The organism is Metapseudomonas otitidis (assembly GCF_900111835.1).
GTDB classification, from domain to species: Bacteria; Pseudomonadota; Gammaproteobacteria; order Pseudomonadales; family Pseudomonadaceae; genus Metapseudomonas; species Metapseudomonas otitidis.
In genome coordinates this window covers 143,844-168,988 of the sequence record NZ_FOJP01000008.1, presented here as the reverse complement: position 1 = coordinate 168,988, position 25,145 = coordinate 143,844, and the positions used below count along the sequence as shown (strand labels likewise).

General features: G+C 69.8%; 22 protein-coding genes. 16 read left to right on the top strand and 6 right to left on the bottom strand.

Annotated elements, in window-relative coordinates; translation table 11 throughout:
* Positions 1-43 precede the first annotated feature (43 nt).
* The 3 genes from BM198_RS12105 to BM198_RS12095 are packed head-to-tail and all read left to right on the top strand — an operon-like array spanning position 44 to position 3,220.
* Entirely contained in the window at positions 44-913 is an 870-nt protein-coding gene (locus BM198_RS12105) for a transporter (RefSeq protein WP_074970215.1), read from the top strand.
* Positions 897-2,114, top strand: a complete 1,218-nt coding sequence (locus BM198_RS12100) for an MFS transporter (RefSeq protein WP_074970213.1) — start codon at positions 897-899, stop codon at positions 2,112-2,114. The genes BM198_RS12105 and BM198_RS12100 overlap by 17 nt, the downstream gene beginning before the upstream one ends.
* On the top strand, positions 2,111-3,220 hold the full coding sequence (locus tag BM198_RS12095; RefSeq protein WP_074970211.1) for a class II histone deacetylase: 1,110 nt from the start codon (positions 2,111-2,113) through the stop codon (positions 3,218-3,220). The genes BM198_RS12100 and BM198_RS12095 overlap by 4 nt, the downstream gene beginning before the upstream one ends.
* A gap of 72 nt (positions 3,221-3,292) precedes the next feature.
* On the opposite strand, the gene feaR is transcribed toward BM198_RS12095, so the two are convergent.
* A complete protein-coding gene (feaR, locus tag BM198_RS12090) occupies positions 3,293-4,243 on the bottom strand; it encodes a transcriptional regulator FeaR (RefSeq protein WP_044412177.1) in 951 nt (316 codons plus the stop codon).
* 278 nt (positions 4,244-4,521) lie between these two features.
* On the opposite strand from feaR, the gene BM198_RS12085 reads away from it, so the two are divergent.
* Together BM198_RS12085 and BM198_RS12080 are read left to right on the top strand one after the other, a co-directional pair.
* Positions 4,522-4,776, top strand: a complete 255-nt coding sequence (locus BM198_RS12085) for a type II toxin-antitoxin system RelE family toxin (protein WP_074970209.1) — start codon at positions 4,522-4,524, stop codon at positions 4,774-4,776.
* Positions 4,760-5,086 carry a helix-turn-helix domain-containing protein gene (locus tag BM198_RS12080; RefSeq protein ID WP_074970207.1) on the top strand — a complete coding sequence of 109 codons (327 nt, stop codon included), beginning with the start codon at positions 4,760-4,762 and terminating at the stop codon, positions 5,084-5,086. The genes BM198_RS12085 and BM198_RS12080 overlap by 17 nt, the downstream gene beginning before the upstream one ends.
* 53 nt (positions 5,087-5,139) lie before the next feature.
* On the opposite strand, the gene BM198_RS12075 is transcribed toward BM198_RS12080, so the two are convergent.
* Entirely contained in the window at positions 5,140-5,328 is a 189-nt protein-coding gene (locus BM198_RS12075; protein WP_069564123.1) for a hypothetical protein, read from the bottom strand.
* Positions 5,329-5,461: 133 nt separating this feature from the next.
* Here BM198_RS12075 and BM198_RS12070 point away from each other — a divergent pair, with 133 nt between their 5' ends.
* Entirely contained in the window at positions 5,462-6,427 is a 966-nt protein-coding gene (locus BM198_RS12070; protein WP_074970205.1) for a hypothetical protein, read from the top strand.
* An 8-nt stretch (positions 6,428-6,435) separates the two neighbouring features.
* Here BM198_RS12070 and BM198_RS12065 read toward each other — a convergent pair whose 3' ends face one another.
* The gene (locus BM198_RS12065) at positions 6,436-7,017 is read right to left on the bottom strand and encodes a DUF3156 family protein (protein ID WP_074970203.1); all 582 of its coding nucleotides are present in this window, start codon (positions 7,015-7,017) and stop codon (positions 6,436-6,438) included.
* On the bottom strand, positions 6,998-8,497 hold the full coding sequence (locus tag BM198_RS12060; RefSeq protein WP_044412191.1) for an APC family permease: 1,500 nt from the start codon (positions 8,495-8,497) through the stop codon (positions 6,998-7,000). Before BM198_RS12060 ends, BM198_RS12065 begins: the two co-directional genes overlap by 20 nt.
* A 396-nt stretch (positions 8,498-8,893) precedes the next feature.
* Here BM198_RS12060 and BM198_RS12055 point away from each other — a divergent pair, with 396 nt between their 5' ends.
* The 4 genes from BM198_RS12055 to dctM all read left to right on the top strand — a co-directional run bounded on the left by BM198_RS12055 (position 8,894) and on the right by dctM (position 13,527).
* Positions 8,894-10,222, top strand: coding sequence for an alginate export family protein (locus tag BM198_RS12055; RefSeq protein ID WP_074970201.1), 1,329 nt, complete (start codon positions 8,894-8,896; stop codon positions 10,220-10,222).
* A gap of 315 nt (positions 10,223-10,537) precedes the next feature.
* Positions 10,538-11,533, top strand: coding sequence for a C4-dicarboxylate TRAP substrate-binding protein DctP (gene dctP / locus BM198_RS12050; RefSeq protein WP_074970199.1), 996 nt, complete (start codon positions 10,538-10,540; stop codon positions 11,531-11,533).
* 66 nt (positions 11,534-11,599) lie between these two features.
* Entirely contained in the window at positions 11,600-12,247 is a 648-nt protein-coding gene (locus BM198_RS12045) for a TRAP transporter small permease (protein ID WP_044412200.1), read from the top strand.
* On the top strand, positions 12,244-13,527 hold the full coding sequence (gene dctM, locus BM198_RS12040; protein WP_044412203.1) for a C4-dicarboxylate TRAP transporter large permease protein DctM: 1,284 nt from the start codon (positions 12,244-12,246) through the stop codon (positions 13,525-13,527). The genes BM198_RS12045 and dctM overlap by 4 nt, the downstream gene beginning before the upstream one ends.
* 37 nt (positions 13,528-13,564) lie before the next feature.
* Here dctM and BM198_RS12035 read toward each other — a convergent pair whose 3' ends face one another.
* Positions 13,565-14,026 (bottom strand): GNAT family N-acetyltransferase, encoded by a 462-nt coding sequence (locus tag BM198_RS12035; RefSeq protein ID WP_044412206.1) that lies wholly within the window; start codon positions 14,024-14,026, stop codon positions 13,565-13,567.
* Between BM198_RS12035 and BM198_RS29600 the strand changes: the two genes are divergently transcribed.
* Together BM198_RS29600 and BM198_RS12030 are read left to right on the top strand one after the other, a co-directional pair.
* Positions 14,025-14,231, top strand: coding sequence for a hypothetical protein (locus BM198_RS29600; RefSeq protein WP_139233612.1), 207 nt, complete (start codon positions 14,025-14,027; stop codon positions 14,229-14,231). The genes BM198_RS12035 and BM198_RS29600 overlap by 2 nt on opposite strands.
* Before the next feature lie 222 nt (positions 14,232-14,453).
* Positions 14,454-15,950, top strand: a complete 1,497-nt coding sequence (locus BM198_RS12030; RefSeq protein WP_074970197.1) for an aldehyde dehydrogenase family protein — start codon at positions 14,454-14,456, stop codon at positions 15,948-15,950.
* 34 nt (positions 15,951-15,984) lie between these two features.
* Here the strand turns inward: BM198_RS12030 and BM198_RS30145 are convergent, their stop codons facing one another.
* Complete coding sequence (locus BM198_RS30145) at positions 15,985-18,957, bottom strand: WG repeat-containing protein (protein ID WP_167368463.1); 2,973 nt, start codon at positions 18,955-18,957, stop codon at positions 15,985-15,987.
* A gap of 262 nt (positions 18,958-19,219) precedes the next feature.
* Between BM198_RS30145 and BM198_RS12015 the strand changes: the two genes are divergently transcribed.
* The 4 genes from BM198_RS12015 to BM198_RS12000 all read left to right on the top strand — a co-directional run bounded on the left by BM198_RS12015 (position 19,220) and on the right by BM198_RS12000 (position 25,028).
* Entirely contained in the window at positions 19,220-21,283 is a 2,064-nt protein-coding gene (locus tag BM198_RS12015) for a TerD family protein (protein ID WP_074970191.1), read from the top strand.
* 114 nt (positions 21,284-21,397) lie between these two features.
* Entirely contained in the window at positions 21,398-21,868 is a 471-nt protein-coding gene (locus BM198_RS12010) for a DUF2271 domain-containing protein (RefSeq protein ID WP_074970189.1), read from the top strand.
* Positions 21,869-21,883: 15 nt separating this feature from the next.
* On the top strand, positions 21,884-24,070 hold the full coding sequence (locus BM198_RS12005; protein ID WP_074970187.1) for a PepSY domain-containing protein: 2,187 nt from the start codon (positions 21,884-21,886) through the stop codon (positions 24,068-24,070).
* Positions 24,054-25,028, top strand: a complete 975-nt coding sequence (locus BM198_RS12000) for an FAD:protein FMN transferase (RefSeq protein ID WP_074970185.1) — start codon at positions 24,054-24,056, stop codon at positions 25,026-25,028. Before BM198_RS12005 ends, BM198_RS12000 begins: the two co-directional genes overlap by 17 nt.
* Positions 25,029-25,145 lie beyond the last annotated feature (117 nt).

The window sequence follows — 25,145 nt, the reverse complement described above, 5'->3', positions numbered from 1 at the left end:
CGGGACGGAGCCCCTTTGCCCACCACAATCCGAGGACCGCCCCATGCTTGCCCGCCTTACTCCGCTCCTGCTCGCCCTCGCGCCCCTGGCGCTGGCCACCCCGGCCCACGCCGCCGACCTCAACGCGCGGGACTTCGTCTCCGCCCCGGTCGGCACCGTGCTCGGCGTCGGCTACCTGCCCATGACCCGTGCCAGCGAATTCCACGGCCCCGGCTCCAGCGGCAAGGCCGACCTGGCGGTGAACGCCTTCGCCTGGCGCCAACTGATATTCACCGACCTCTGCGGCACGCTGTGCACGCCGCAGTTCATCGTTTCCTACGCCGACATCGACATCCGCACGCCGGGCAGCGCCAGCCGCAGCTCGGAACGCGGCCTGGGCGATCCCCAGGTGGGCGGCACGCTGTTCTTCATCAACGACCCGCAGCACCGCACCTACAGCGGCCTGCTGACCATGCTCAGCGTGCCCCTGGGCGAGTACCACGGACGCAACCCCGACGCCTCCCCCGGGGCCAACCGCTGGGCCCTGCACCTCAACTACAACTACACCCAGGGCATCGGCGAACGCTGGATGCTCGAAGCCAACCTGGAGACCCAGCTCTACGGCAAGAACGACGACTACTTCGGCCAGGACCTGGAGCAGAAGCCGCTCTACCGCCTGCAGGCCTTCGCCTCCTACGACTTCACCCCCAGCACCTACGGCGCCCTGCGCCTGATCCACGCCGACGGCGGCGAACTGGAGCTCAACGGCCGGACCCTGGACGACACCCACCAGCGCTACAGCCAGGTGGGCTTCGAGGTGGGCCACTGGCTGGACCGGCAGAACCAGGTGCTGCTGGGGGTGACCCGCAACGTCGCCACCACCAACGCCTTCGAGCAGAGCAACGTCCTGCTGCGCTATGTCCACGTCTTCTGAGGGCCCCGCCATGACCACACAGGAATCGGCGGGACTGCCCCGCGAGCGTCTCTGCGCCATCGTGCTGTTCGCCGCCGTGGTGCCCCTGGTGCTGATGGCTGCGCCCGCCATCGCCACCCAGCTGGCCCACCAGCTCGGCCTGGGGGCCGCCACCATCGGCCAGCTGTTCTCCATCGAGCTGGCGGCCATGAGCCTGGCCACCCTGCCCGCCTACCTCTGGCAGGCGCGCCTGGACTGGCGCTGGGTGGCACGGGTCGCGGCCCTGCTGTTCATCGCCGTCAACCTGGCCTCGGCCTTCATCACCGACAAGGCCTACCTGCCCCTGCTGATGGGCCTGCGCTTCACCAGCGCCCTGGCCGGCGGCACGCTGATGGTGCTGTGCATCGCCAGCGCGGTGGCCAGCGACCAGCGTGACCGGGTCTATGGCTTCTGGCTGATCGGCCAGCTGGTGCTGGGCGCAGTGGGGTTGTGGGTGCTGCCAGTGTTGTTCGCGCACTTTGGCCTGGCCGCGCTGTACCTCGGGCGGGCCGGGATGATGCTGCTGTGCCTGCCGCTGACCCGCGCCTTCCCGGCCGGGATGAAGGCGCCGGAGGCCCGCATGGAAGCCGCTGCCAGTCCCTCGCGCCTGCGCGCCTGGTGCGGGCTGTTCGCGGTGCTGGCCTTCTACATCGGCCTGAGCGGGGTGTGGACCTTCATCGGCGCCCTGGCCGAACGGGCCGGCGTCGACCCGGACACCACCCGCACCCTGCTGGCAGTGGCCTCGCTGCTGGGCATCGCCGGCTCCACCACCGTCACCCTGATCGGCGGGCGCTGGCCCCGGGGGCTGCCGCTGGTGCTGGGCTACGCCGCCATGGCGGCGTCGGTGCTGCTCCTGCTGGGGTTGCCCGGCACCCTGCGCTTCGCGGTGGCGGCGCTGCTGTTCAAGTACACCTGGACCTTCGTCCTGCCGCTGATCCTGGCCTGCCTGGCCGACCTGGACCGCAGCGGCCGGCTGATGAACAGCGTCAACCTGGTCATCGGCGGCGGCCTGGCCCTGGGCCCCGCCGTCGCCGGGCCGCTGCTGGAAAGCCCACTGGGCTACAGCGGCATGCTGGCGGTCAGCGCCGGCTGCCTGCTGCTGTCGTTCCTCGCCCTGCACCTGGCACGTCGCCCCACCGGCGCCGCGCTCACCCCTCTCGATCCCACTGGAGCCACCTCATGAGTCGCCGTACCGCCTTTCTTTCCGATGAACACTGTTTCTGGCACAGCGCCGGCATGCGCGCGCTGACCCTGCCGGTAGGCGGCTGGGTGCAGCCGCCGGCCGCCGCCGGGTTCGCCGAATCCCCCGAGACCAAACGCCGGCTGAAGAACCTGGTGGAGGTGTCCGGGCTTGCCGAGCACCTGCAGATGGGCAGCGCCGCGCCCGCCACCGAGGCGGACCTGTTGCGCATCCACCCGGCGCACTACCTGGAGCGCTTCCGCCAGTTGAGCGATGCCGGTGGCGGCGAGCTGGGCCCGGAAGCCCCGGTGGGCCCGGGCAGCTACGGCATCGCCCTGCGCTCGGCGGGGCTGGCCATCGAGGCGGTGGACCGGGTGCTGCGGGGCGAGGCGGACAACGCCTACGCCCTCTCCCGCCCACCGGGCCACCACTGCCTGGCGGACCAGGCCATGGGCTTCTGCCTGCTGGCCAACATCCCCATCGCCATCGAGGCGGCGCGGGCGCGCCACGGCATCGAGCGGGTGGCGGTGGTGGACTGGGACGTGCACCACGGCAACGGCACCCAGTCCATCTACGAGGCCCGCAACGATGTACTGACCCTGTCCCTGCACCAGGAGAACTGCTTCCCACCCGGCTACGGCGGCGTGGAGGACCGAGGCATCGGCGACGGGCTGGGTTTCAACCTGAACATCCCGCTGCCGGCCGGCAGCGGGCACGACGCTTACCTACACGCCATGCGCCGCATCGTGGTGCCGGCGCTGACGCGCTTCCGCCCGCAGCTGATCGTGGTGGCCTGCGGCTACGACGCCAACGCGGTGGACCCGCTGGCGCGCATGCAGCTGCACAGCGACTCCTTCCGGCAGATGACCACCCTGCTGCTGGAGGCGGCGGACCAGCTCTGCGACGGGCGCCTGGTGCTGGTCCACGAAGGGGGGTATGCGGAAGCCTACGTGCCCTTCTGCGGGCTGGCGGCCATCGAGACGCTGGCGGGGGTGAGGACGGCGGTGGAGGACCCGCTGCTGGAGTTCATCGGCCTGCAGCAGCCGGGCGCGGCCTTCGCCGCGTTCCTTGAGCAACAGGTGGAGGCACTGGCCACGCGCCTGGCCTGATCACCGCTTGCAAACGAAAGCGCCGGGCGGTCCTCGTGGCCGTCCGGCGCTGTGCGTTCAGGGGGCGGCGGCTCAGCGACCGCCGGCCACCATCAAGGCGCTGGCGCGGTAGTCCTTCGGCGAGCGCTCGAAGTGCTTCTTGAACGAGCGGCTGAAATGCGCCGAGTCGGTGAAGCCCCATTTGTAGGCGATGGCGGTGATGGACTCGCTGCGCAGGGTCGGGTTGGCCAGGTCGGCGGCACTGCGCTGCAGGCGCGAACGCTGGATGTAGCGGCAGACGCTGTCGCCCTGCTCCTCGAACAGCCGGTAGAGGTGGCGCACGGAAATGTTCAGGCGATTGGCCAACCCCAGCGGCGTGAGGTTGGGCTGGGACAGGGAGTCGTCGATCAGCTTCTGCACATGGCTGCGCAGGCTGGCGCCGTGCAGGGGCTCGCTGCTCGGCAGCTCCTCGTCGGACTGGGCCATGGCCGGTGCCAGCAGCGAGATGAAGGCACTCTGCATGGCCTCGCGCTCACCCGCCTCGCCCGGCCCCTCGCCCTCGCGGCAGAGCTGGTCCATCAGCAGGTGCAACATCTTCCCGCTGGAACAGCCGGAGGGGATCTTGCCGAAGGTGCGCTGCTTCACCACCTGCTCCACCTCGCGGCGCGGAAGGGACAGCGAGCAATGCTCGATCAGGCCGAAGGGGGTGATCTCGCAGGAGCCGACCGAATCCATCAGCAGCATCTCGCCGGGGGCAAGGTGGATGGCCACACCGTCCTGGCTGATCTGCGAATGCCCGCTGCGCTGGCTCACCAGGAAGCAGTGCTGGTCGTTGTCGTGGTCGGCCTTGTTCGACGAGCGGGCAATGAGCCCGGCATTGGTGCGCAGGTGCGCCATCGTGAGGCCGGAATGATCACGCAGCGAGATGTCGCCGATGAACAGCGAGCGGTTGAAGGCGATCTGGGTTTCGAACTTCCCGCAGATGGCTTGCAGCGCGGCTTTCCAGCCATCCAGACCGTCTTGGGCAGCGAGAGCGGCGTTCATAGGCACCTCCATTGGGGTGGCTGTCTTGTTGTTGTCGGCGAATAGTTAACATGTTATCGATGAAGGCGCAACAGCGGCTCAACGCCACGTCCTGTGCAGGTTTGGTGCCAGTCGATGTTGGCCCGTTCAGGGGGCTACCAGCCGGGGGAGCGTGAACGGCACCTGCCGTTGGGAAGACGCGCCATGGAGAGCCGGAACGCCCCTACAACGCCTTCGGCTCGCCTGACAAAAACACCTGTTACGTTACTTATATTGCTTATATATTGAGTGGCGTCGGGATGAATGAGATCCAGTGGACACGGAAGGCCGTCAAGCAACTCCGCAAGATCCCCCCCAACGACCAGCGGCGTCTCTATGACGCGGTCCAGGCACTGGCTTTCATGCCGGACGTGCAAAACGTCAAGGCACTCGTCCATCACGCGTACGGTTACAGGCTGCGCGTCGGCCACTACCGGGTGTTGTTCGACTGGGACGGCGGCATCCAGATCGTGAGTATCGAAGAGGTCAAGAAGCGCGATGAACACACCTACTGATGTGCAGATCATCAACGACGCCGAGGGCAAGCCAGCCTTCGTCGTCATTCCCTACGCCCAGTACATCGCCAGCCACCCGCAAGCCGACCGGGTGCCCAACGAGGTGGTGGGCCACATGGTGAAGGACGGGCTGACGCCGATTGCTGCCTGGCGCCGTCACCTGGGTCTGTCCCAGGCAGAAGTGGCCGCCCGGATCGGGATCAGCCAACCGGCCTACGCGCAGCAGGAGCAAGCCAGCAGGCCGCGCAAGGCCACCCGGGAGAAAATCGCCAAGGCGCTCGGTATCGCGCCGTCACTGCTCGACCTCTGAATGCAAAAGCCCCGGCGCGATGGCCGGGGCTCTTCTGGATCACGCCAACCGCCTCAGCGGGTCAGTACCGCGAGGCCGATCACCAGCAGCACGATCCCGCCGGCGATCAACAGTGCCGGCACCCCCGAGCGGGTCTTGCGCGGGGCACGGCCCTGGCGGTTGCCGGGTACGGCCTGCCCTCCCCGGCCCTTCGAGCGGGCGCTGCCGACGGGCCTTCCACCCTTGAGCTTGTGCGATGCCATGACTCACTCCTTGTTGAATGCACGAACGCCACGACCCTAGCACCCACCCGGCGCCCACTCCAGCCGACCGTTTGCCGCCACCGCCGGGGCCGGCATAATCGCCGTTCTTGCCTCCAGCCAGGGAACCGCTCGGATGCCCAGCAAAGCCCCCATCACCCGCGCCTACTGCGTCCAGCTGGACGAAGTGCTGTCCATCGCCGAAGCCCGGCGGGCGTACTTCTCCCTGCCGGAGCCACGCAGCCGCTTCGACTTCCTCTGCTCCAACCCCGCCTGCCGCGCACTGGGCGCCAAGGTGACGGCGGCCAACTACGACAAGCAGCCGAACGAGACCTACAAGGCCGCCCACTTCCGCGAGAACCCCCACTCGCCCCATGCCCCCGACTGCGAGTGGATGCGCACCGAGGAGGAGGACGCCGAAGGCCGCCTGCCCGGCGAGAGCGAAGCCGAGGCCCGGCTGCGCCAGGCGCGGCGCAAGCTGCACGACTACATCGACGTGTTCGAGCCCCTGGCCGAGCGCCCCGCGGCCGGCCAGGAGCCTGCTACAGCCACCAAACCCGCACCGAACCCCGCCCCTGCCAAGCCGCAGGAAGGCGCCGGCACGCCCCGCCAGCGCACCTCCGCCAACCAGCGCACCAGCAGCCTGGAGCGCCTGGTGGAGTGCTACCGGCAGGCACGGCTGGAGCTGTCCGACGAGGACTTCAAGGCCATGCGCCTGCGGGTGGTGGGTGAAGGCGAGATGCCCCTCGCCGCTTACTTCAAGGCCATCCGCTACGCCCGGCTGGGCAATGCCAACCGCGTGCTGCAGGGCGGTGCCTTGCTGGTGGACCGCTACGGCAGCGGCTTCAAGCTGAAGTTCTACGACCGCATCGACAACAAGCCGGTGTTCCTCTACATCGCCAAGGAGCAGATGGATGCCTACCGCTTCCGGGGTTACCTCGACAGCCTGCTGCGGGAGGAGGTGGACTACTTCCGCGTATTCGCCATGGGCGAGCTGGCGCTGTCCCCCAGCGGCAAGAGCATCGACCTGAAGGTGGCGGACCTGCGCCAGCTGGTGTTGATCCCGGGCATGAAGAAGAAGGCCTCCACACCGGAGGACTGAGTCGGCCCTCAATGCTGCGCCAGCAGCCGCGCCAGTTCCTGCAACGCATCCAGCAGCAGGGCCCGCTGCGGCCCATCGAGGCGGATGTAGCGACGGAAGGCCGGCATGCGGTTGACCACCTCGCTGGCCCCCATGTGCTCCAGGCGCACCTGCCAGGTGCTGCCCGTGCGTTCCAGCTCCAGGCGCTTGAAGTCCAGCGGCATCAGCGCCGCCTTCAGCGCCGGGTCGTTTTCCAGCGCGTGCACCAGCGCCTCCAGCGTCTCGCCCTGGCCCGCCATGCGGCGGATGGCCAGCCCCTCGCGACGTACCAGGCCGGTGTGGCGCAGCGCCAACCGCGCGGGGCCCTCCTCGCGGGACGGCACGTAGAGGGAGAACTCCACCAGCACCAAGTGCATCAACAGCTCGGACTGGGTGCGTTCGCGGGCCTCGAACGGCACCCCGTCCGCCGTCACGAAGCGCGCCAGGCCGGGGCCCAGCGGCTCACAGTCCAGCCCGGCCAGGTCACGCCGCAGGTGGGCCAGGGTCACCCCCGGGCGGTAGCCCGAGGGTGCGCGGTTCCAGCCCAGCCGGTCAGACAGCCTTTGCAACATGGCCCGGGAACTCCGCAGGGTGAATGCCCGGCTCGTGGCTGAACTCCTTCGCCAGGATCTCCTCCACCGGCACCGGGCGGAACGGGTTCACCCGCTGCACCACCAGGGTCCAGAACAGCGCGTAGGCGGCGGTCAGGCTGAGCATCACGGCAAAGGGCACGTAGACGTCGCTGCGGCTCATGCCTGGCGGGGCGATGAACCACAGGCCGATGAGGATGCCGACGCTGGAGACGATCTGCGGCAGCGGGAAGAACGGCGAGCGGTAGGCACGCGGCAGGTCCGGCCGACGCAGGCGCAGCAGCACCACCGAGATCGTCACCAGCAGGTAGGCCGTGCCCCAGGCACAGACCGCCGCGAGGATCAGCGGCACGATGTTGTCGGCGTTGCCACCCAGGTAGGCCGCGTGGGCGCAGGGAATCAGCATCGCCACGGCAATGCACAGCACCGGGGTCTTGAAGCGCGGGTGCAGGTAGGCGAAGACCTTCGGCAGCGCGCCATCCACCGCCATGCCATAGAGGATGCGCGGCACGCCGGCCATCAGGGTGTTGATGGTGGCCGCCCCGGCGAAGAGGAAGCCGATGCCCAGCCAGATCGGCCCGATGTCGCCCATCACCTGCTGGGCAAACTGCGGGATGGCCATCGGCGTATCCAGCAGGTGCACCCCGGTGGCCTCGTCCAGCAGCACGTTCTCCACCTGGCGCTTCATCGCCGCCCCGTAGATGAACATGCACGAGGCCACGCCACACAGGCCCAGGGCCATGGCACGGGGCATGGTGCGGGCGGAGTTGCGCAGGTCCGGCGCCAGCGGGGTGACGAACTCGCAGCCGACGAACATGAACATCGCCATGCCCACCAGGGACAGCACGGTGACCACATCGGTGCCCACCAGGGAGGCGCCGAACCAGCCGTCCAGCTCGACCGCCGGCGCGGCCAGCACCCCGAGCACGCCGAACACCATCAGCGTGGTCCACATGCCGAAGGTGAGGATCACCTCGGCCTTGCCGAACACGCTGACGCCGAAGGCATTGAGGATGCCGAACACCACCACGAAGCCCACGCCCAAAAGCCAGGAACCGCCCGCCGACTCGGCCAGGGTGTTGAGGTGCTCGAAGTTCACCAGCGCCATCACCCCGGAGAGGATGGTTTCGGCGGTGCCGGCGAACACGTGGACGATCAGGTAGGCCGCGATGGTGCCGGTGATGGCGAAGAAGCGCCCCATGCCGCAGGAGATGTAGTCGTACACCGAGCCGGTGGTGGGGATCATCGACGCGGCTTCGGCGAAGGTGGTGGACTGCGCCAGCATCATCACCAGGGCGATCAGCATGGCGATGGCGAAGGCGCTGCCGCCGATGCCGAAGCCCATGGTGGCGGTGAGGATGACCGGGCTGGCCATGATCAGGCCGATGGTACTGGCCAGGGCCGTCGGGAAGCCGACCGAGCCTCGGCTCAGGTGCACGCTGAGCTGTTCATTGAGCGACATGGTGGGTGAACCTCGGAGTCTGTTGTTCTGATTTGTCGTGACACCGGCCTGGCCAGAGCATGAAGGCAACCCCCGTTCCCCTATCAGCCATTCGGCGCATCGCCAGGCCCGTCTGTCGCCCCCACCGGGCTGCGCAAAACCGGCGCAACGGTGCAGGGTCCGGGTCACTTTGCCCCCGCCCCGCGCCAGCGTCTTGCCCCTGCCTGCCGCCCCTCTTGTAGCTGGCTGACATCCGCCAGGCCACGTCCGGCGCGGTCAAGCGCCTGGCAGGGACGGACAAGACGGCCCAGCCCCATCGGCGCACAAATGCCCCCGCCGTCGCCCCGCGCCACGGCATGCCAACCCACCACGGGGCCGACGCCCCGGACGCACAACACCACGCAAGGGAGACACACCATGGGGCACCCGATCCGACTGCACAGGCTGGCACAGGCCATCGCCCTGGGCGCGGCCCTGCTCGCCGCCAGCCAGGGCGCGCGCGCCTACGAGTTCTACGCCGATGAGGACACCCACCTGAACGCCGACCTGCTGGCCGTCTACGGCATGATGAACAACCGCAAGAACTACGACGGCACCTCCGGCGGCTCCACCTGGCGCGAGGGCTTCATCAAGTACGGCGTCAGCGGCACCCAGGGCCTGGCCGGCAACGGCACCCTCTACGGCGCCCTCAACTGGGTCAGCTCGGCCACCTGGGGCGACGGCGACCCGGCGGGCAACACCCTCGGCCGCGAGCGCACCACCAAGATCGAAGACGCCAACCTGGGCTGGCGCTCCGCCGACCTGGTGCCGGTGCTGGGCGAGGACGGCATCGATGTCTCCTTCGGCCGCCAGGTGGTCAAGCTGGGCACCGGCTTCCTGATCAACGACGACGGCCCCAACCTCGGCCAGGGCCCGGCCGACGGCGCCCTCGACCGCGGCGGCGCCTACTACATCGCCGCCCGCCATGCCTTCGACCGCACCGCCGTGCTGCGCCTGGGCGGCCAGGACGGCCTGCACGGCAGCGTGCTCTGGCTGAAGTCCGACAACCGCGCCCAGGCCGAGACCGAGCTGGCCGCCGGCACCCTCGACTACACCGGCAAGGCCGGCACCCTGGGGCTGACCTGGATCCACGGCCTCGACGTCACCGACCAGTGGGCCAGCGACTTCCAGAAGCAGCGCGAAGGCATGGACATCTACAGCCTGCGCGGCGAAGGCGATGCTGGCATCGAGAACGCCAGCTTCGGCTTCGAATACGCCTGGCAGGACAAGGACGCCGGCCGCGAAACCGCCTGGTACACCGAGGCCGGCTACACCTTCGCCGACGTCGCCTGGGCACCCAAGCTCACCTACCGCTACAGCCGCTATTCCCAGGACTGGGACTCGATGTTCAACGGCTTCTCCAGCGGCTACGGCACCTGGTTCCAGGGCGAAGTGGCCTCCAACTACGCCGGCCCGTTCAATCGCAACACCGGCATCCACCATGTCGGCCTGAAGGCCAAGCCCCTGGAGAACCTCACCCTCGGCGTCCTGTACTTCGACTTCAACACCCTGGACCGCCACGAGCAGCTCAACCTCGACGGCCGCGAGCTGGACCTGTACCTGGAGTGGGCGGTCAACGACCACCTGCTGATCAGCCCCCTGGTCGGCCTCTACCGCCCCGACCGTGACGAAACCAGCGGCGGCAACCAGGTCGGCGGCAACGGCACCAACGTCTACAGCCAACTGACCCTGGCCGTGATGTTCTGAAAGCAGCGCGGAGCGGCCAGCCGCTCCGCGCCTCTACATGGCGGAAATCCGCCACGCAAATGAACAAATCTGGCGGGTTTCCGCCACAACACACTCCACCCCTGACGTACAGCCCAGCGTCCCCGCGCCTTCCCGTCCCGCCACCCCCTGGCACATCCCTTGCTCCACCTGAGGCCGCGAGCCAACAAGAACGACAGTCAAGCCGCGCCCTTTGCACCACCTCCAACCCCGGGGATGGCGCCTAGACTCTCTTGTTGTCTCCAAAGGAATGATGGAACGACCGTTCCAACCCAGAACAACAAGAGGATGCATCCCATGTTCAAACCTGCTCTGAAAGCCCTCGCCTGTGCACTCGCACTGGGCGCCGCCGGTCTGGCCCATGCGGCTGACCCCATCGTCATCAAGTTCTCCCACGTCGTCGCCGAGCACACGCCCAAGGGCCAGGGCGCGCTGCTGTTCAAGAAGCTCGCGGAAGAGCGTCTGGCCGGCAAGGTGAAGGTCGAGGTCTACCCCAACTCGTCGCTGTTCGGCGACGGCAAGGAAATGGAAGCGCTGCTGCTGGGCGACGTGCAGATGATCGCCCCGTCCCTGGCCAAGTTCGAGCAGTACACCAAGCAGGTGCAGCTGTTCGACCTGCCCTTCCTGTTCAACGACATCCAGGCCGTTGACCGCTTCCAGCACAGCCCCGAAGGGCAGAAGCTGCTCAAGTCCATGGAGAGCAAGAACATCACCGGCCTGGGCTACTGGCACAACGGCATGAAGCAGCTCTCGGCCAACAAGCCACTGCGCGAGCCCAAGGACGCCCGCGGCCTGAAGTTCCGCGTGCAGGCCTCCGCCGTGCTGGAAGAGCAGTTCAAGGCCGTGCGCGCCAACCCGCGCAAGATGAGCTTCGCCGAGGTCTACCAGGGCCTGCAGACGGGCGTGGTGAATGGTGCCGAGAACCCCTGGTCGAACATCTACTCGCAGAAGATGCACGAGGTGCAGAAGTACATCACCGAGTCCAACCACGGCGTGCTGGACTACATGCTGATCACCAACACCCAGTTCTGGAACGGCCTGCCGGCTGATGTCCGCAGCGAGCTGGAGAAGATCACCGTCGAAGTCACCGAAGAGGTGAACAAGCAGGCCGAAGCCCTCAACCAGGGCGACAAGCAGCGCATCATCGACGCCAAGACCAGCGAGATCATCGAACTCACCCCCGAGCAGCGCAACGAATGGCGCGAAGCCATGAAGCCGGTGTGGAAGAAGTTCGAAGCCGAGATCGGCCCCGACCTGATCAAGGCCGCCGAGGCCGCCAACCAGGCCCCGTAAGACCACCACGGGTGCGGGCCGCAAGGCCCCGCATCCGTCGTCCTTCCTGCCATCGGGAGAATCTCCATGAACGCCCTCCGACGCGTCTGGGACCACTTCGAGGAGGCCTTCATCGCCTTCCTCCTGGCGGCCATGACGCTGGTGACCTTCGTCTACGTCATCCTCAACAACCTCTACACCCTCTTCTACAACCTGGCGGACCGTTGGGAGTCGGCCAGTGAAACCCTGTTCGGCATCGGCGACTCCATCCTCGCCATGGCCCAGGCCATGACCTGGAGCAACTCGCTGACCAAGGCCCTGTTCGCCTGGCTGATCTTCTTCGGCCTCGCCTACGGCGTGCGCACCGCCGGCCACATCGGCGTGGACGCCGTGGTCAAGCTGTTCCCCCGTCCGGCCCAGCGCATCATCGGCATCCTCGCCTGCCTGTGCTGCCTGGCCTATGCCGGGCTGATGGGCACCGCCAGCTTCGAGTGGGTGCAGACCCTGTTCACCGCCGGCATCGGCGCCGAAGACCTGGGCCACTACGGCATCCAGCAATGGCACATCGGCCTGATCCTGCCCCTGGGCTTCGCCCTGGTGTTCATCCGCTTTGCCGAAGTCCTCGTGCGCATCCTGCAGGGCCGCCAGACCGGCCTCGGCCTCGCGGATGAAGCCGCCGAAGCGGTCAAGCTCTCCGAGCACGACGACAGCCCGCACAAGGAAGACTCGAAATGACCGTCCTGTTCCTGTTCTTCCTGCTGTTCCTGCTCATGTTCATGGGCGTGCCCATCGGCGTGTCCCTGGGCCTGGCCGGCTCCGTGACCATCATGCTGTTCAGCCCGGATTCGGTGCGCTCGCTGGCCATCAAGCTGTTCGAGACCTCCGAGCACTACACCCTGCTGGCGATCCCGTTCTTCCTGCTGGCCGGCGCCTTCATGACCACCGGCGGTGTCGCACGCCGGCTGATCGATTTCGCCAACGCCTGCGTCGGCCACATCCGTGGCGGCCTGGCCATCGCCGCCGTCATGGCCTGCATGCTGTTCGCCGCGCTCTCCGGCTCCAGCCCCGCCACCGTCGCCGCCGTGGGCTCCATCGCCATCGCCGGCATGGTGCGCTCGGGCTACCCGCAGTCGTTCGGCGCTGGCATCGTCTGCAACGCCGGCACCCTGGGCATCCTCATCCCGCCGTCGATCGTCATGGTGGTCTACGCCGCCGCCACCGAGACCTCGGTGGGCAAGCTGTTCATGGCCGGCGTCGTGCCCGGCATCATGCTCGGCGTGGTGCTGATGATCGCCATCTACATCGTCGCGGTGAAGAAGAACCTCCCCGCCCTGCCCCGCGCCACCTTCCGCGAATGGCTGACCGCCGCCCGCCGTGCCATCTGGGGCCTGCTGCTGATGGTGATCATCCTCGGCGGCATCTACTCGGGCATGTTCACCCCCACCGAGGCGGCCGCCGTGGCAGCGGTGTACTCGGCGTTCATCGCGCTGTTCGTCTACAAGGACATGACCTTCCGCGAAGTGCCGAAGGTGCTGCTGGAGTCGGGCAAGCTGTCGATCATGCTGATGTTCATCATCGCCAACGCCATGCTCTTCGCCCACGTGCTGACCACCGAGCAGCTGCCGCAGCAGATCACTGCCTGGGTGCTGGATGCCGGCCTGACGCCGGTGACCTTCCTGCTGGTGGTGAACATCGTGCTGCTGATCGCCGGGGCGTTCATGGAGCCGTCGGCGATCATCCTGATCCTCGCGCCCATCCTGTTCCCCATCGCCATGAAGCTGGGCATCGACCCGATCCACCTCGGCATCATCATGGTGGTGAACCTGGAGATCGGCCTGGTGACGCCACCAGTGGGGCTCAACCTGTTCGTCACCTCCGCGGTGACCGGCATGCCGCTGACCCAGACCATCCGCGCCGCCATGCCGTGGCTGCTGATCCTGCTCGGCTTCCTCGTGCTGGTGACCTACGTCCCCTGGATCTCCCTGGTCCTGCCCAACTGGATCGGCATGAACTGATCCCCGAGAAAGCCCGGCCCTGCCGGGCTTTCTGCGTTCAGGGCGCGCGATCTTCCAGCGCCAGCACCATCGGCTGGCACACCAGGCCACGCTGCTCGAACACCTCGCCCGTGCAGGTGAAACCGAAGCGCCGGTAAGCCTCCACCGAGGTCAGCGAGGCATTCACCGTCAGCCCCTCGGCCAGCACCGCCGGCACCACGGCCTGCACCAGCGCCCGGCCGATGCCCTGCCCCTGGCAGCCCGGGTCGACGAACAGCATCGACAGGTGCCGCTGCTCACGCAGCTCCACCACCCCGACCACCCGCCCCGCGTGCTCGGCCACCCACAACCGGTTGCCCCCGGCCTGCCGCGCCGCGAACGCCTCGGGCTGCGCCAGCGCCTCGAAAGTGGCCACCCCTTCCGCCCCCAGGGTCGGCGCCACCCGGCCACGGAACGCCGCCAGGCACACCGCACTCGCGGCCGGCAAATCATCGGAACGGGCAACACGCACGAGAGCCATGGTCATCATCCTTGGGGTTATCAGTCCGGCCCACCAACCTACGCGGCGCCTGACGGCGCTTCAAGAAGGCGATGCAGAGCGCCCCGTAGGATGCGGTGAGCTCGGCGAACCGCATCACCGTGCCTACAAACCCGCAGGCGAAAAAAAGCCGCCGGTGACCAACACGGCGGCACAAAAACTGAAAAACGGAGCGCTGATGAAGTAAAGCCTGCCGCCCACGAGCGGCAGGCCCACTATCGCCCAGCCGCCGCAGGCTGGCTTGACCCTGCGTGCCAACACCGTTGCCGCTGGGTGACGGGGCGCCGCCCCTGCACGCAGGGTCATGTGCGCCTGGCAGGCAGAGTCAAGCCGGGCCACAGCGGGGTTCGTAAGCTGGGGAACGCCCTTTCCGGGCCTTCCCTGAACTGCCTCGAACCCGGAGCCGCCCGTGAGCCACGCACTGATTCCCACCCTGCCCGCCGTCGACGCCTTCGTCGCCCGCCACCACGCCTCGTTCATCGACGGCGCCCAGCAGCAACCCGCCCAGGGCACCCTGCGGCCGATCCACAACCCCGCCAGCGGCGAGGTGCTGGCACAGACCGTCCAGGCCGACCTGGACCAGGTGGATGCCGCCGTGCAGTCCGCCCGCACTGCCTTCCGCTCCGGTATCTGGAGCCGCCTGGCCCCGGCCGAGCGCGAGCGGGTGCTGCTGCGCTTCGCCGACCTGGTGGAGGCCCACGGCGAGGAACTGGCCCAGCTGGAAACCCTCAACCAGGGCAAATCCATCCACCTGGCCCGCGCGGTGGAAGTGGGCGCCTCGGTGAACTACATGCGCTACATGGCCGGCTGGGCCACCAAGATCGAAGGCCAGACCCTCGACGTGTCCATCCCCGTGCCCGCCGGTGCGCGCTTCAACGCCTACACCCGCCGCGAGCCGGCCGGGGTGGTGGCCGGCATCGTGCCGTGGAACTTCCCGATGATGATCGCCCTGTGGAAGGTGGTGCCGGCGCTGGCCTGCGGCTGCACCATCGTCATCAAGCCGGCGGACGAGACCCCGCTGACCGCCCTGCGCCTGGCCGAACTGGCGCTCCAGGCCGGGGTGCCGGCCGGGGTGTTCAACGTGCTGGTGGGCGGGGCCGACGCCGGTGCCGCCCTGGTGGCCCACCCGCTGGTGAACAAGGTGTCCTTCACCGGCTCCACCGCCGTCGGCCGCAAGGTCGGCCACGCGGCGCTGGACAACCTGACCCGCTTCACCCTCGAACTGGGCGGCAAGAACCCCATGCTGGTGCTGCCCGATGCCGACATCGACCAGGCCGTGGCCGGCGCCATCGGCGGCGGCCTGCTCAACCAGGGGCAGGTGTGTGCGGCGGCCTCGCGCCTGTACGTGCATGCCAGCCGCTACGACGCCTTCGTCGAGGCGCTCTGTGCCGGCGTCGCCGGCATGAAGGTCGGCCCCGGTCTGGACCCGGAGGCGCAGATCAACGCACTGGTCTCGCGCCGCCACCAGCAGCACGTCCTGCATCACCTGGGCCAGGCCCGGGAACAGGGCGCGCGGGTCTGCATCGGCGGCGGCCAGCCGGACCTGCCGGGCTTCTTCGTCGAGCCCACCGTGCTGGCCAACGTCAGCCAGTCCATGACCCCAGCCCGTGAGGAAATCTTCGGCCCGGTGCTGTCGGTGCTGCCCTGGACCGACCTGGACCAGGCCGTGGAGATGGTCAACGACAGCCCCTACGGCCTGGCCGCGAGCATCTGGAGCAACGACCTGGGCCGGGTGATGGACCTCATTCCGCGCATCGAGGCCGGCACCGTCTGGGTCAACAACCACGTCCCGGTGGACCCCAACCTGCCCTTCGGCGGCTACAAGCACTCCGGCATCGGCCGCGAGTTCGGCCGCGCCGCCATCGAAGGCTTCACCGAGCTGAAGTCGGTGTGCATCACCTACTGAGGCCCACGGGCCGCCCTCCCGGGCGGCCCATGCCTCACCCCCGCAGCCAGAGGAGCCAGCCCAGCAGCCAGCGCCAGGCGGCCGGCGCTTCCGCCGGCAGCGCGCCACTGGCCTCGGCATGGCGCAGCGCCCAGGCACGGGCCTGGCGACCGTCCCGCAGCGGGCTCCCGCGTCGGCGATAGACCTCCACTGCCAGCAAGCCCATGGCAGGCAGATGGCCCGCCTCGGCGGCCTGCAACAGGTGGTATTCGGCGGCCGCCCAATCGAGGGGCTCGCTGAGCAGTTCCAGCTCGCCACAGACCCCGTGCAAGGCGGTGATCACCGCCGCGTCACCGGCGTCGCCGGGGTGCTCCAGGTAGTTCCAGGCGTGCTGCCGGGCCTCCAGCCACAGGCGCTCGGCGGCGGCTTGGTCGTCCTCGGCCGAGGCCTGCTCGGCCAGCAGCTCCACCAACGCCCGGGTAGCGGCGCCATGGCCGTCGGCGGCCGCGATGCGCCAGTGCTCGCGGGCGGCGTCCAGGTCCACCGCTGTGCCCTGCCCCTCACGGTGGCAGCGCCCCAGCAGGTAGCGCCCCTCGTGGTGCAGCGCCTGGGTCGTGCCGGTCACCGCAACCAGGTAATCGGCCGCCGCCAGGGCCCGCGCGCCATCCACCGGGCCTGCAGCCGGGTCCAGCCACAGGCGTGCCTCCAGGGCCGAGGCCTCGAAGCCTTCGTCCAGCTCAGGCTCCGACGCCCGCACCCGGGCCACCCAGTCACGGGCCGCCGGCAGGGCGTCATCACCGCCCGCGCCTTGCAGCGCCAGGCGCGTCAGTTGCAACCAGGCGCCCGCGCTCGGCGTGCCCGTGCCGCCGTCCAGTGCACAAGCCCGGCGGGCCCAGGCGTAGGCCTCCGTGGGGGAAGCGGCCAGGCGCGACAGGGCCAACGCGGCCTGCAGGTCGCCGGCCTGGTAGCGCGCCTGCCAGGCCGCCTGGGCACTCTGCCGGGGCTGGCCGGGGCGGACGAAACAGGGCTGTGCCTGCCCCGCCTCCCAGGCCTCGGCCGGTACGTCCTGCCCACGGCTCCAGGCCTCGAGCAGTTGTTCGCGGGTGTCCTCGTCCAGCCGTGGCAGCCAGAACGATTGGCCCGCCAGGGCGCTGAAGCAGCCCTCCAGCGCAGGTTCGCCCGTTTCCCGCCACAGGCGCAGGCCCAGGCTGAAACCCTCGGGGCCGTCGAGGCGTTCGAAGGTCAGCAGCAGCGGCTGGTCCGGCAGCTCCAGCACCTCGACCCCGGCGTGCCAGCCGGGCAGCGCGGGCTCGCCACGGGCCAGGCTCCAAAGCTGCTGGCGGTCCTGCTCATCGGTTCGCTTCAGCCAGCGCTGGTTGCCGTTGCCCAGGGTTTCCACCAGCCCCGGCGACGGCGGCACCCACTGCCGTTCGCGTTCGTCGATCACCGCGCACCCCTGCTGATCGCGCACACGGATCAGCAGCCCCGGCGCGCCGGGCTCGCCACTGCCCTCGGCGATCCACACCGCCAGGCTGCCGTCCGGCTCCGGCGCATTGCGCCAGGGGTCGGCCGGCAACGGCGCGGCCCCCTGGCCGAGCCCCAGCGGTTCGATCTCCGTGTAGCGCGGGGCCACGTGCCAGTCGCCCAGCGCCGGCAGCAGGCCGTGCAGGCCGTTGCGGGTCACCCGGTAGATGCCCTCGGCCTGCAGGGGGTGCCGGTAGGGCTCGTAGCAGTCCACCTCGTCCCATTCGCAGGGCACCGCCTCGCGGCCGTCGATGCCGACCCAGCCCTGGCGGCCGTCCCGCCCTACGCGCCAGCCGCGATGGTCATGCTCCTGCCGCCACTCCACCTGGTCGTAGCGGCAGGCCAGGCGCTCCTGGCCCTGCTCGTCCAGCAGGCCCCAGCGGCCCTCCGCCATCACCCAGGCCAGGCCCGGGGCGTCGAAGGCGAGCGTGCCACCGAAGGGCCGTGTGTCCTGGTAGCGGGGCGGCACCCGCCACTGACCGTCGAGGTCGAGGAAGCCGTAGTGCGCACCCTCCCGGGCCCGCAGCAGCTCGTCGGTCTCCCGGCGCAGCTCGTGGAAGCGCGGCGGCAGCCGCCACTGGCCGCTGGGAATGTGCATCAGCCCCAGCAGGCCGCCCTGGCTGGCCACCATGTGGTCGTCACAGGCGCTGTCCACCACCGCGTCGAATTGCGGGGCCAGCAGCAGCTCCACCGCCGGTTCGATCTGCAGCACACCCCACAGCGCGCCCTGGCGTACCCAGACGCGGATGAAGCTGTGGCTGTCCGGCAGGATGGCGTCCCAGCGCGGGGCCTCGTGCCAGGTGCCGTCCGCCTGGTTGACCAGGCCCCAGCGATCGTCCTGGGCGTGGGCCCGGTAGCTGTGCTCCCACCAGGGATCATGTTCCACCGGCTCACAGGGCGGCAGCGCCGGGAAGGGGTGCTCCAACGCGGCGAACCCATCCAGTTGCCCCAGGGCCTCGAACCAGGGGTGGCGCAGGGTGCCGAAGCCGAACCCACGGTGCCACTCGCCCAGTTCCTCGAAATCCATCACGCCGGTGAGGCGGTGCAGGTCCGCCAAGCCATCGGCCAGGGCCTGGAGCCGGTCATCGGCATTCCAGCGCCAGAAGCCGCTGCACGAGGGAGCGTTGCGGTCGAACGGCCCGGAAACGGCATCCAGGTCACCCTGCAGCCAGGCCGTACCCTGGTCCTCGGCTGCCGTCCGCAACCACGCCTCCACCGCCGCCAGGCACAGGCCCAGGGCGGGCACGCGGTAGAACTGCGGGTGCGCCCGCAGCCACCCGCCCAACCGCTGCCAGTTGGCCAGGGCCTGTTCCAGCGATACCCGCAGGCCGATGGCCGGCACCTGGTAGCCCGCCGTGGCCGGGGTGACGGCCGGCACCTCGCGGGCACCGCCCAGCAGCACCAGCCACAGCGCCGGGACCTCGCCACAGAAGGCCACGCAGCGCGGCGGCGCCTCGTCCTGCCCGAGGTGCAACCAGGCGCCCGAAGCCGCCTCCCACGCCATGCCCTGCTCCATCCCGTCACCCCTCCTGAGGGCCTGCGAAAAAACGCGCAATGATGGCGCGGCGCGGGCAGCGCCACCAGAGCGCCGCCCCTGGAAATGCGAAGGCGTCGAAGCTTCGCAACTTCGACGGTTTTCCTGCCGGCCAGGACCGCACTATCATCGCGCCGTGGCTATGGGCGTCCTTCCTTCTACCTCTGAAACTAGGGTGCCCGCTTTCCACACCGCCCACCGCCTGGTGGGCTTTTCATTTCCAGGAGCTGATGTGAACGGACTCTTCCTGCGGCGCAGCCGTCGTTTCGTACTGGAGCCCGGGGCCGGCGGTGCCAGCCCGAGGGACGTGGTGATGGTGCAGCAGGAGGTGGAGAACCTCGGTTTCGTGCTCGACGAGCCCCTGGTGGAGCGGCTGGCCACCCAGTCCACGGCGCAACTGGCCGAGGTGCTGGTGGAACTGCGCACCACCCTGGCCGCGCTCACCGGTGCCCACCGGCAGTACCGGCCCCTGTTCCCCGAGTTCCCCCGCAGCGTGCGCCAGGTGCCCGAGTACGCGCTGTACCAGCGCGCGGTGCAGCACTACCTGACCCTGCTTCGCGAACACCCGGCCACGCCGGACGCGCCCGTGCCGTTGCTGCACGGCCGCGCGCCCCGGCTGATCCGCCTGGGCAGCGTGGCCGAGCGCGAGGCGATCTTCACCCGCCTGGCCGCCTCCAGCAGCTCGCTGTCGGTGGAGGACCGGGACGACCTGCGCACCTTCGTCAGCGCCTATGGCGAGGGGGTGATGCGGCTGCTGCCGGCAAGCATCCCGTTCAAGGAAAACCTCGCGCTGATCGCCGCACTGCTGCTGCGCCATGGGCCGTTCGATGGCGCCGAGGCCTTTGCCCAGGCCCAGCTGCGCACCGCCACCGATGTGCTGCGCCTGGCCGTGTGCCTGTGCGAGGGCGATGCCTCCCTGGCCCAGGCCTGCCGCTTCAAGGGCCTTGCACGGCGCGAGCGGCGCCTGCTGCTGGGGCTGCTGGAAGCCTGCCCGGCGCCGGTGGAAGACATGCTGCGCTGGAAGGAACGCTGGAAGCGCCTGGGCGAAGCCCTGCACCCCGGCCAGTGGCGCGAGCGCTTCCCTCAGGCCTGGGACGCCTTCCAGGTGCTGCGTGAAGACCGCCCCTTCGAAGGGTTCAACAGCCGCGTCGAACAGGCCCTGGCGGCGGGCCACAGCGCCGACGCCACCCGCCTGCTGCGCACACGCCCCGGTGAGCTGGCCCGTCGGCTGGACCACCTGCTGCGCAGCGGCGACCAACCCGAGGACGTCCTCGCCACCTTCGCCCGCGTGGCCGAGCAGGTGTCCACCGCTGTGCTGCTGCAGGCCCTGGCGCATTTCCAGCACCGCGGCCAGGCCGCGCTGCGCACCTTCTTCCCCAAGGGCGACGCCGCCCGCGCCTGGTGCACGCCGGAGCAACGCCCGGCGCTGCCGGGCACGCTGCGCACCCAGGTCATCGCGCACCTGCGCGCGGCCCTGGTGGCGCGCTTCGCCACACGCCCTCCGCTGGGCCGCTGCTACCTGGATCCGGCGCTGGCGGACCTGAAGGTGCCGCTGGCCCAGCGCTCGGCCGCCAAGGCACTGCGTACCCTGGTGCGCGGCAGCCGCCTGCCGCTGCCGGACACCCGCTTCATCCGCCTGTTCCTCTGGTGGACCAACGGCCGCGAGCGCACCGACATCGACCTCTCGGCAGCCTTCTTCGACGGCGGCTTCGGCTACCGCGACGTGGTGTCCTTTTACAACCTGCGTCACTACGGCGGGCACCACAGCGGCGACATCGTCGACGCCCCGAAAGGCGCAGCGGAATTCATCGACCTGGACCTGGAGCTGCTGCGCACACGCGGCATCCGCTTCGTGGTCACCTGCATCAACAGCTACACCCGGCAGCCCTATTGCGACCTGCCGGAGTGCTTCGCCGGCTGGATGGCCCGTGACCAGGTGAACTCCGGCGAGCCCTTCGAGGCCCGCACCGTGGAAGACCGCCTGGACCTGGCCAGCGACCAGCAGACCTGCCTGCCCTTCATCCTCGACCTGGAGGCACGGCAGGTGATCTGGACCGACATCGGCCTGGGTAGCTACCCGCGCTGGAACAACGTGGCCAACAACCTCAGCGGCATCGCCCTGATGCTCCGGGCCATGAGCGACCTGGCCACGCCGGACCTCCACACCCTGTTCGAGCTGCACGTCGAGGCCCGTGGCAGCGAGGTGGACGACCCCGCCGAGGCCGACCTGCGCTTCGGACCCGACGGCGACATCGACCCGCTGGACCTCGACCGCATTCGCGCCGAGTTCCTCTGAGGCGCGCCCCATCCGGGGCGTGCACGGCCTTTCACACTTTTTTCAGGCCGCTTAAGCCAGGTTTCAGACAAGGGGTTCAGGCTGCGTCCATCTCCCGCCACCCGGACCCTTGCCATGAACAGACTCCTCACCACCTCCGGCCTCGCCAGCGCCCTGCTGGTCTCGGGCATCGCCCAGGCCCGCGAAGTCACCCTGCAGGCCGACCTCACCGACTACAGCGGTAACGACGCCTACCTCGCGGTCTACCTCACCAATGCCCAGGGCCAGTACCAGCAGACCCTCTGGGTTGCCGGGAAGAAGGCCAAGTACTACAGCCACCTCACCGACTGGGCCCGCGGCAGCGGGCTCAAGGCCAGCGAGTTCGACGGGCTGACCGGCGCCAGCGTCGGCAGCGGCGGCACCCTCAAAATCAGCGCCGAGGTGGCGGACAACCTGATCGACGCCGGCTACCAGATCCGCATCGACAGCGCCGTGGAAGACCACCGTGACGTGCGCGCCGACGTGGTGGTGCCGCTGACCCGCGACGGCGCCGGAAAGCCGGTGAGCGGCAACGGCTACGTGCAATCCCTGCGCTACGACCTCTGACCGGAGGGCACCCCCATGCTGCGCAAGACCCACGCCCTGCCCGGCCTGTTCGCCGCCCTGCTGGTGATGCTGATGGCCCTCAGCGGCGCCCTGCTGGCCCTGTCCCCGGTGCTGGACCAGGCCAGCGTGCCCCGCGCCGAGGCCCCTGTGAGCGTCGCCCAGCTGGCCGGCCAGGTGAGCGAGCGCTTCCCCGACGTCGAACAGCTGCGCCAGCTGCCCTCCGGCACGCTGGTGGTGCATTACCGCCGCGACGGGCAGGCCCTGGCCGAACGGGTCGACCCGCAGACCGGCGCCAGCCTCGGTGCCTACGCCCCGTCGCCCTTCTGGCGCTGGGTGCGTGAACTGCACCGGGCCCTGCTGCTGGGTACGCCCGGCCACGCCGGCGCCGCCCTGGGCGCCCTGGCCATGCTGGTGCTGAGCCTCTCCGGGGCCTGGCTGCTGGCCCGGCGCATGGGCGGCTGGCGACGCCTGTTCGCCCCGCTCAAGGGCAGCCTGATGCAGCGCTGGCACCTGCAGGTGGCGCGCGCCTCCATGCCGGTGCTGCTGCTCACCGCCTGCACCGGGCTGTACCTGGCGGCGGGCACCTTCGGCCTGGTGGACGACGGCAGCGGGGCGGAGCCGCCCTACCCCGAGCTGCAGGCCGATGCCCGTCCCGCTCCGGTGGCCGAGCTCGGCGCCCTGCAGACGCTGCCCCTGGCGCAGCTGCGCGAGCTGACCTTCCCCAGCCCCGACAACCCCGGCGAACCCTACGGCCTGAGCACCCGCGACGGCGAAGGCTACGTCGACCCGGCCAGCGGCCAGTGGCTCGGCTTCCAGCCCTACAACACGGCCCACCAGGCTTATGAATGGGCCTGGCGCCTGCACACCGGCGAAGGGCTCGGCTGGCTGGCCGCCGTCCTCGGCCTGGCCGCCCTGGGCGTACCGCTGATGACCCTGAGCGGCGTGCAGATGTGGTGGCGCCGGCGCAGCGACCGGGTGCGGCTGGACGATAACCACACGGCCGAAGACGCCGACTGCGTGGTGCTGGTGGGCAGCGAGCACCACAGCACCTGGGGCTTCGCCCGCACCCTGGCCGAGGCCCTGGCGAGCGCCGGGCACCGCGTCCACTGCGCGCCGATGAACGACCTCGCGCCCCACTACCCCCTGGCCCGCCAGCTGCTGGTGCTGACCGCCACCCACGGCGACGGCGCGGCGCCGGCATCCGCCTCGCGCTTTCTCGAACGCCTGGCCCGTGACGGGTTGCAGGCCGACCTGCCGGTGGCCGTGCTGGGCTTCGGTGACCGCCAGTTCCCGCGCTTCTGCGCCTACGCCGAGGCGGTGGACGCCGCGCTGCTGGCCCAAGGCGCCCGGCCGCTGCTGCCGCTGGAGCGCATCGACCGCCAGTCGCCGCAGGCCTTCCACCGCTGGGGCATGGCCCTGGGCGAGGCCCTGGGGCACCCGCTGCAGCTGGAGCACCAGCCCAGCGCCCCCGCCAGCCAACCGCTGGAACTGATGGAACGCCGGGTCTACGGCGAACAGGTGAACGCGCCCACCCAGGTGCTGCGCTTCCGCGCGCCTTCCGGCAGCGCCGCCCTGCCCGCCTTCGAGGCCGGCGACCTGGTGGGCATCGTCCCGCCCGGCAGCGCGATGCCGCGCTTCTACTCCCTGGCCAGTGGCGCCGAAGACGGCGTGCTGGAGATCTGCGTGCGCCGGCACGAAGGCGGGCTGTGCTCCAGCCTGCTGCACAGGCTGCCCATCGGCGGGCAGGTGCAGGCCTTCATCCAGCCGAACCCGCAGTTCCGTCCCGCCAGCGGGCGCCACCCGGTGATCCTCATCGGTGCCGGCACCGGCATCGGCCCGCTCACCGGCTTCATCCGCAACAACCGCGAGCAGCACCCGATGCACCTGTACTGGGGCGGTCGCCACCCGGCGTCGGACTTCCTCTATGAGGACGAACTGCGCAGCTACCTGGCCGACCAGCGCCTGACCCGGCTGTGCGCGGCCTTCTCCCAGCATGCCGAGCGCCAGCACGTGCAGGACCGCCTGCTGGGCGACGCACCGGTGCTGCGCCAACTGCTGGCCCAGGGTGCCCAGGTACTGGTGTGCGGCGGCCGCGACATGGCCCAGGGCGTGATGCACGCGCTGGACCGCGTGCTGGCCCCGCTGGGCCTGGACGTGAACCACCTCAAGGCACAGGGGCGCTACCGTGAAGACGTCTACTGATACCCCACCCCGGGTGCGCGCGACCCTCAGCGGGCCGACCATGGGCAGCCGCTTCACCGCGCTGTTCTACACCGAGCCGGGACGCGACCTGGAGCCCATCCGCCAGGCCCTGGCCGAGGCGGTGGAGCGCGTGGAGCAGCAGATGTCGCTGTGGCGGCCCGACTCCGAACTGAGCCGGCTCAACGCTGCCCCGCTGGACACCTGGCTGCCGCTGTCCCCGGCGCTGCTGCGGGTGGTGGACGCCGGCCTCAACGTCGGCCTGCTCTCCGCCGGGGCCTTCGACATCAGCCTCGGTGCACCCGTCCAGGCCTGGGGGTTCGGCCCGCCCGGCACGGCGGGCGCCCCCGCGCACCCGCACCGGCGCGGCGCCCTGGAGCTGGACCGCACCGGCAGCCGGCTGCGCAAACATCACCCGCTGGCGCTGGACCTCAACGGCATCGCCAAGGGCCATGGGGTCGATCGCCTGGCGGAGACCCTGGACGGCTTCGGCATCACGGCCTATCTGGTGGGCATCGACGGCGAGATGCGCGCCCGTGGCCGCAAGCCCGACGGGCAGCCCTGGGCCGTGGCCCTGGAGCAACCGCTGCACGGCCGCCGCGAGGTGCGCGGGGTGGTGGAATTGCAGGACGCGGCCATCGCCACCTCCGGTGACTACCGCCACTGGGTCGAGCAGGACGGCGAGCGCCTCGCCCACACCTTCGACCCGGCCACGGCGGCGCCCCTGCGCAATCCGCTGGCCTCGGTCAGCGTGATCGCGGCCAGTTGCATGCTGGCCGATGCCTGGGCCACCGCGCTGATGGTCCGCGGCCCCGAGCACGGGCCGAAGCTGGCGCAGGCGCGGGGACTGGAGGCGATCTTCCTGATACGGGAAGGGGATGGGGTGCGGGAGGTAACGGTATTCGAGGGGCGGATCGAGGCAGGTGACGCCGTACCTTCTGAGCCCGGCACCGCTTCGTAGTGCCCATCGGATTGGCTCCCCTCTTCCCTATCTCCCCTGACAGCAGGGCGCCGGGCCTCACGGATCAGCGAGTGGCTGCAGCTCTCGATAGCCATGGGGAACAGGCGAAAAAAAGCC

Excerpts from the sequence above, each read along its gene's own strand:
- BM198_RS12105 (WP_074970215.1), top strand. The coding sequence starts at position 44 with ATGCTTGCCCGCCTTACTCCGCTCCTGCTCGCCCTCGCGCCCCTGGCG.
- BM198_RS12100 (WP_074970213.1), top strand. The coding sequence starts at position 897 with ATGTCCACGTCTTCTGAGGGCCCCGCCATGACCACACAGGAATCGGCG.
- BM198_RS12095 (WP_074970211.1), top strand. The coding sequence starts at position 2,111 with ATGAGTCGCCGTACCGCCTTTCTTTCCGATGAACACTGTTTCTGGCAC.
- feaR (WP_044412177.1), bottom strand. The coding sequence starts at position 4,243 with ATGAACGCCGCTCTCGCTGCCCAAGACGGTCTGGATGGCTGGAAAGCC.
- BM198_RS12085 (WP_074970209.1), top strand. The coding sequence starts at position 4,522 with ATGAATGAGATCCAGTGGACACGGAAGGCCGTCAAGCAACTCCGCAAG.
- BM198_RS12080 (WP_074970207.1), top strand. The coding sequence starts at position 4,760 with ATGAACACACCTACTGATGTGCAGATCATCAACGACGCCGAGGGCAAG.
- BM198_RS12075 (WP_069564123.1), bottom strand. The coding sequence starts at position 5,328 with ATGGCATCGCACAAGCTCAAGGGTGGAAGGCCCGTCGGCAGCGCCCGC.
- BM198_RS12070 (WP_074970205.1), top strand. The coding sequence starts at position 5,462 with ATGCCCAGCAAAGCCCCCATCACCCGCGCCTACTGCGTCCAGCTGGAC.
- BM198_RS12065 (WP_074970203.1), bottom strand. The coding sequence starts at position 7,017 with ATGTTGCAAAGGCTGTCTGACCGGCTGGGCTGGAACCGCGCACCCTCG.
- BM198_RS12060 (WP_044412191.1), bottom strand. The coding sequence starts at position 8,497 with ATGTCGCTCAATGAACAGCTCAGCGTGCACCTGAGCCGAGGCTCGGTC.
- BM198_RS12055 (WP_074970201.1), top strand. The coding sequence starts at position 8,894 with ATGGGGCACCCGATCCGACTGCACAGGCTGGCACAGGCCATCGCCCTG.
- dctP (WP_074970199.1), top strand. The coding sequence starts at position 10,538 with ATGTTCAAACCTGCTCTGAAAGCCCTCGCCTGTGCACTCGCACTGGGC.
- BM198_RS12045 (WP_044412200.1), top strand. The coding sequence starts at position 11,600 with ATGAACGCCCTCCGACGCGTCTGGGACCACTTCGAGGAGGCCTTCATC.
- dctM (WP_044412203.1), top strand. The coding sequence starts at position 12,244 with ATGACCGTCCTGTTCCTGTTCTTCCTGCTGTTCCTGCTCATGTTCATG.
- BM198_RS29600 (WP_139233612.1), top strand. The coding sequence starts at position 14,025 with ATGGTCATCATCCTTGGGGTTATCAGTCCGGCCCACCAACCTACGCGG.
- BM198_RS12035 (WP_044412206.1), bottom strand. The coding sequence starts at position 14,026 with ATGGCTCTCGTGCGTGTTGCCCGTTCCGATGATTTGCCGGCCGCGAGT.
- BM198_RS30145 (WP_167368463.1), bottom strand. The coding sequence starts at position 18,957 with ATGGCGTGGGAGGCGGCTTCGGGCGCCTGGTTGCACCTCGGGCAGGAC.
- BM198_RS12010 (WP_074970189.1), top strand. The coding sequence starts at position 21,398 with ATGAACAGACTCCTCACCACCTCCGGCCTCGCCAGCGCCCTGCTGGTC.
- BM198_RS12005 (WP_074970187.1), top strand. The coding sequence starts at position 21,884 with ATGCTGCGCAAGACCCACGCCCTGCCCGGCCTGTTCGCCGCCCTGCTG.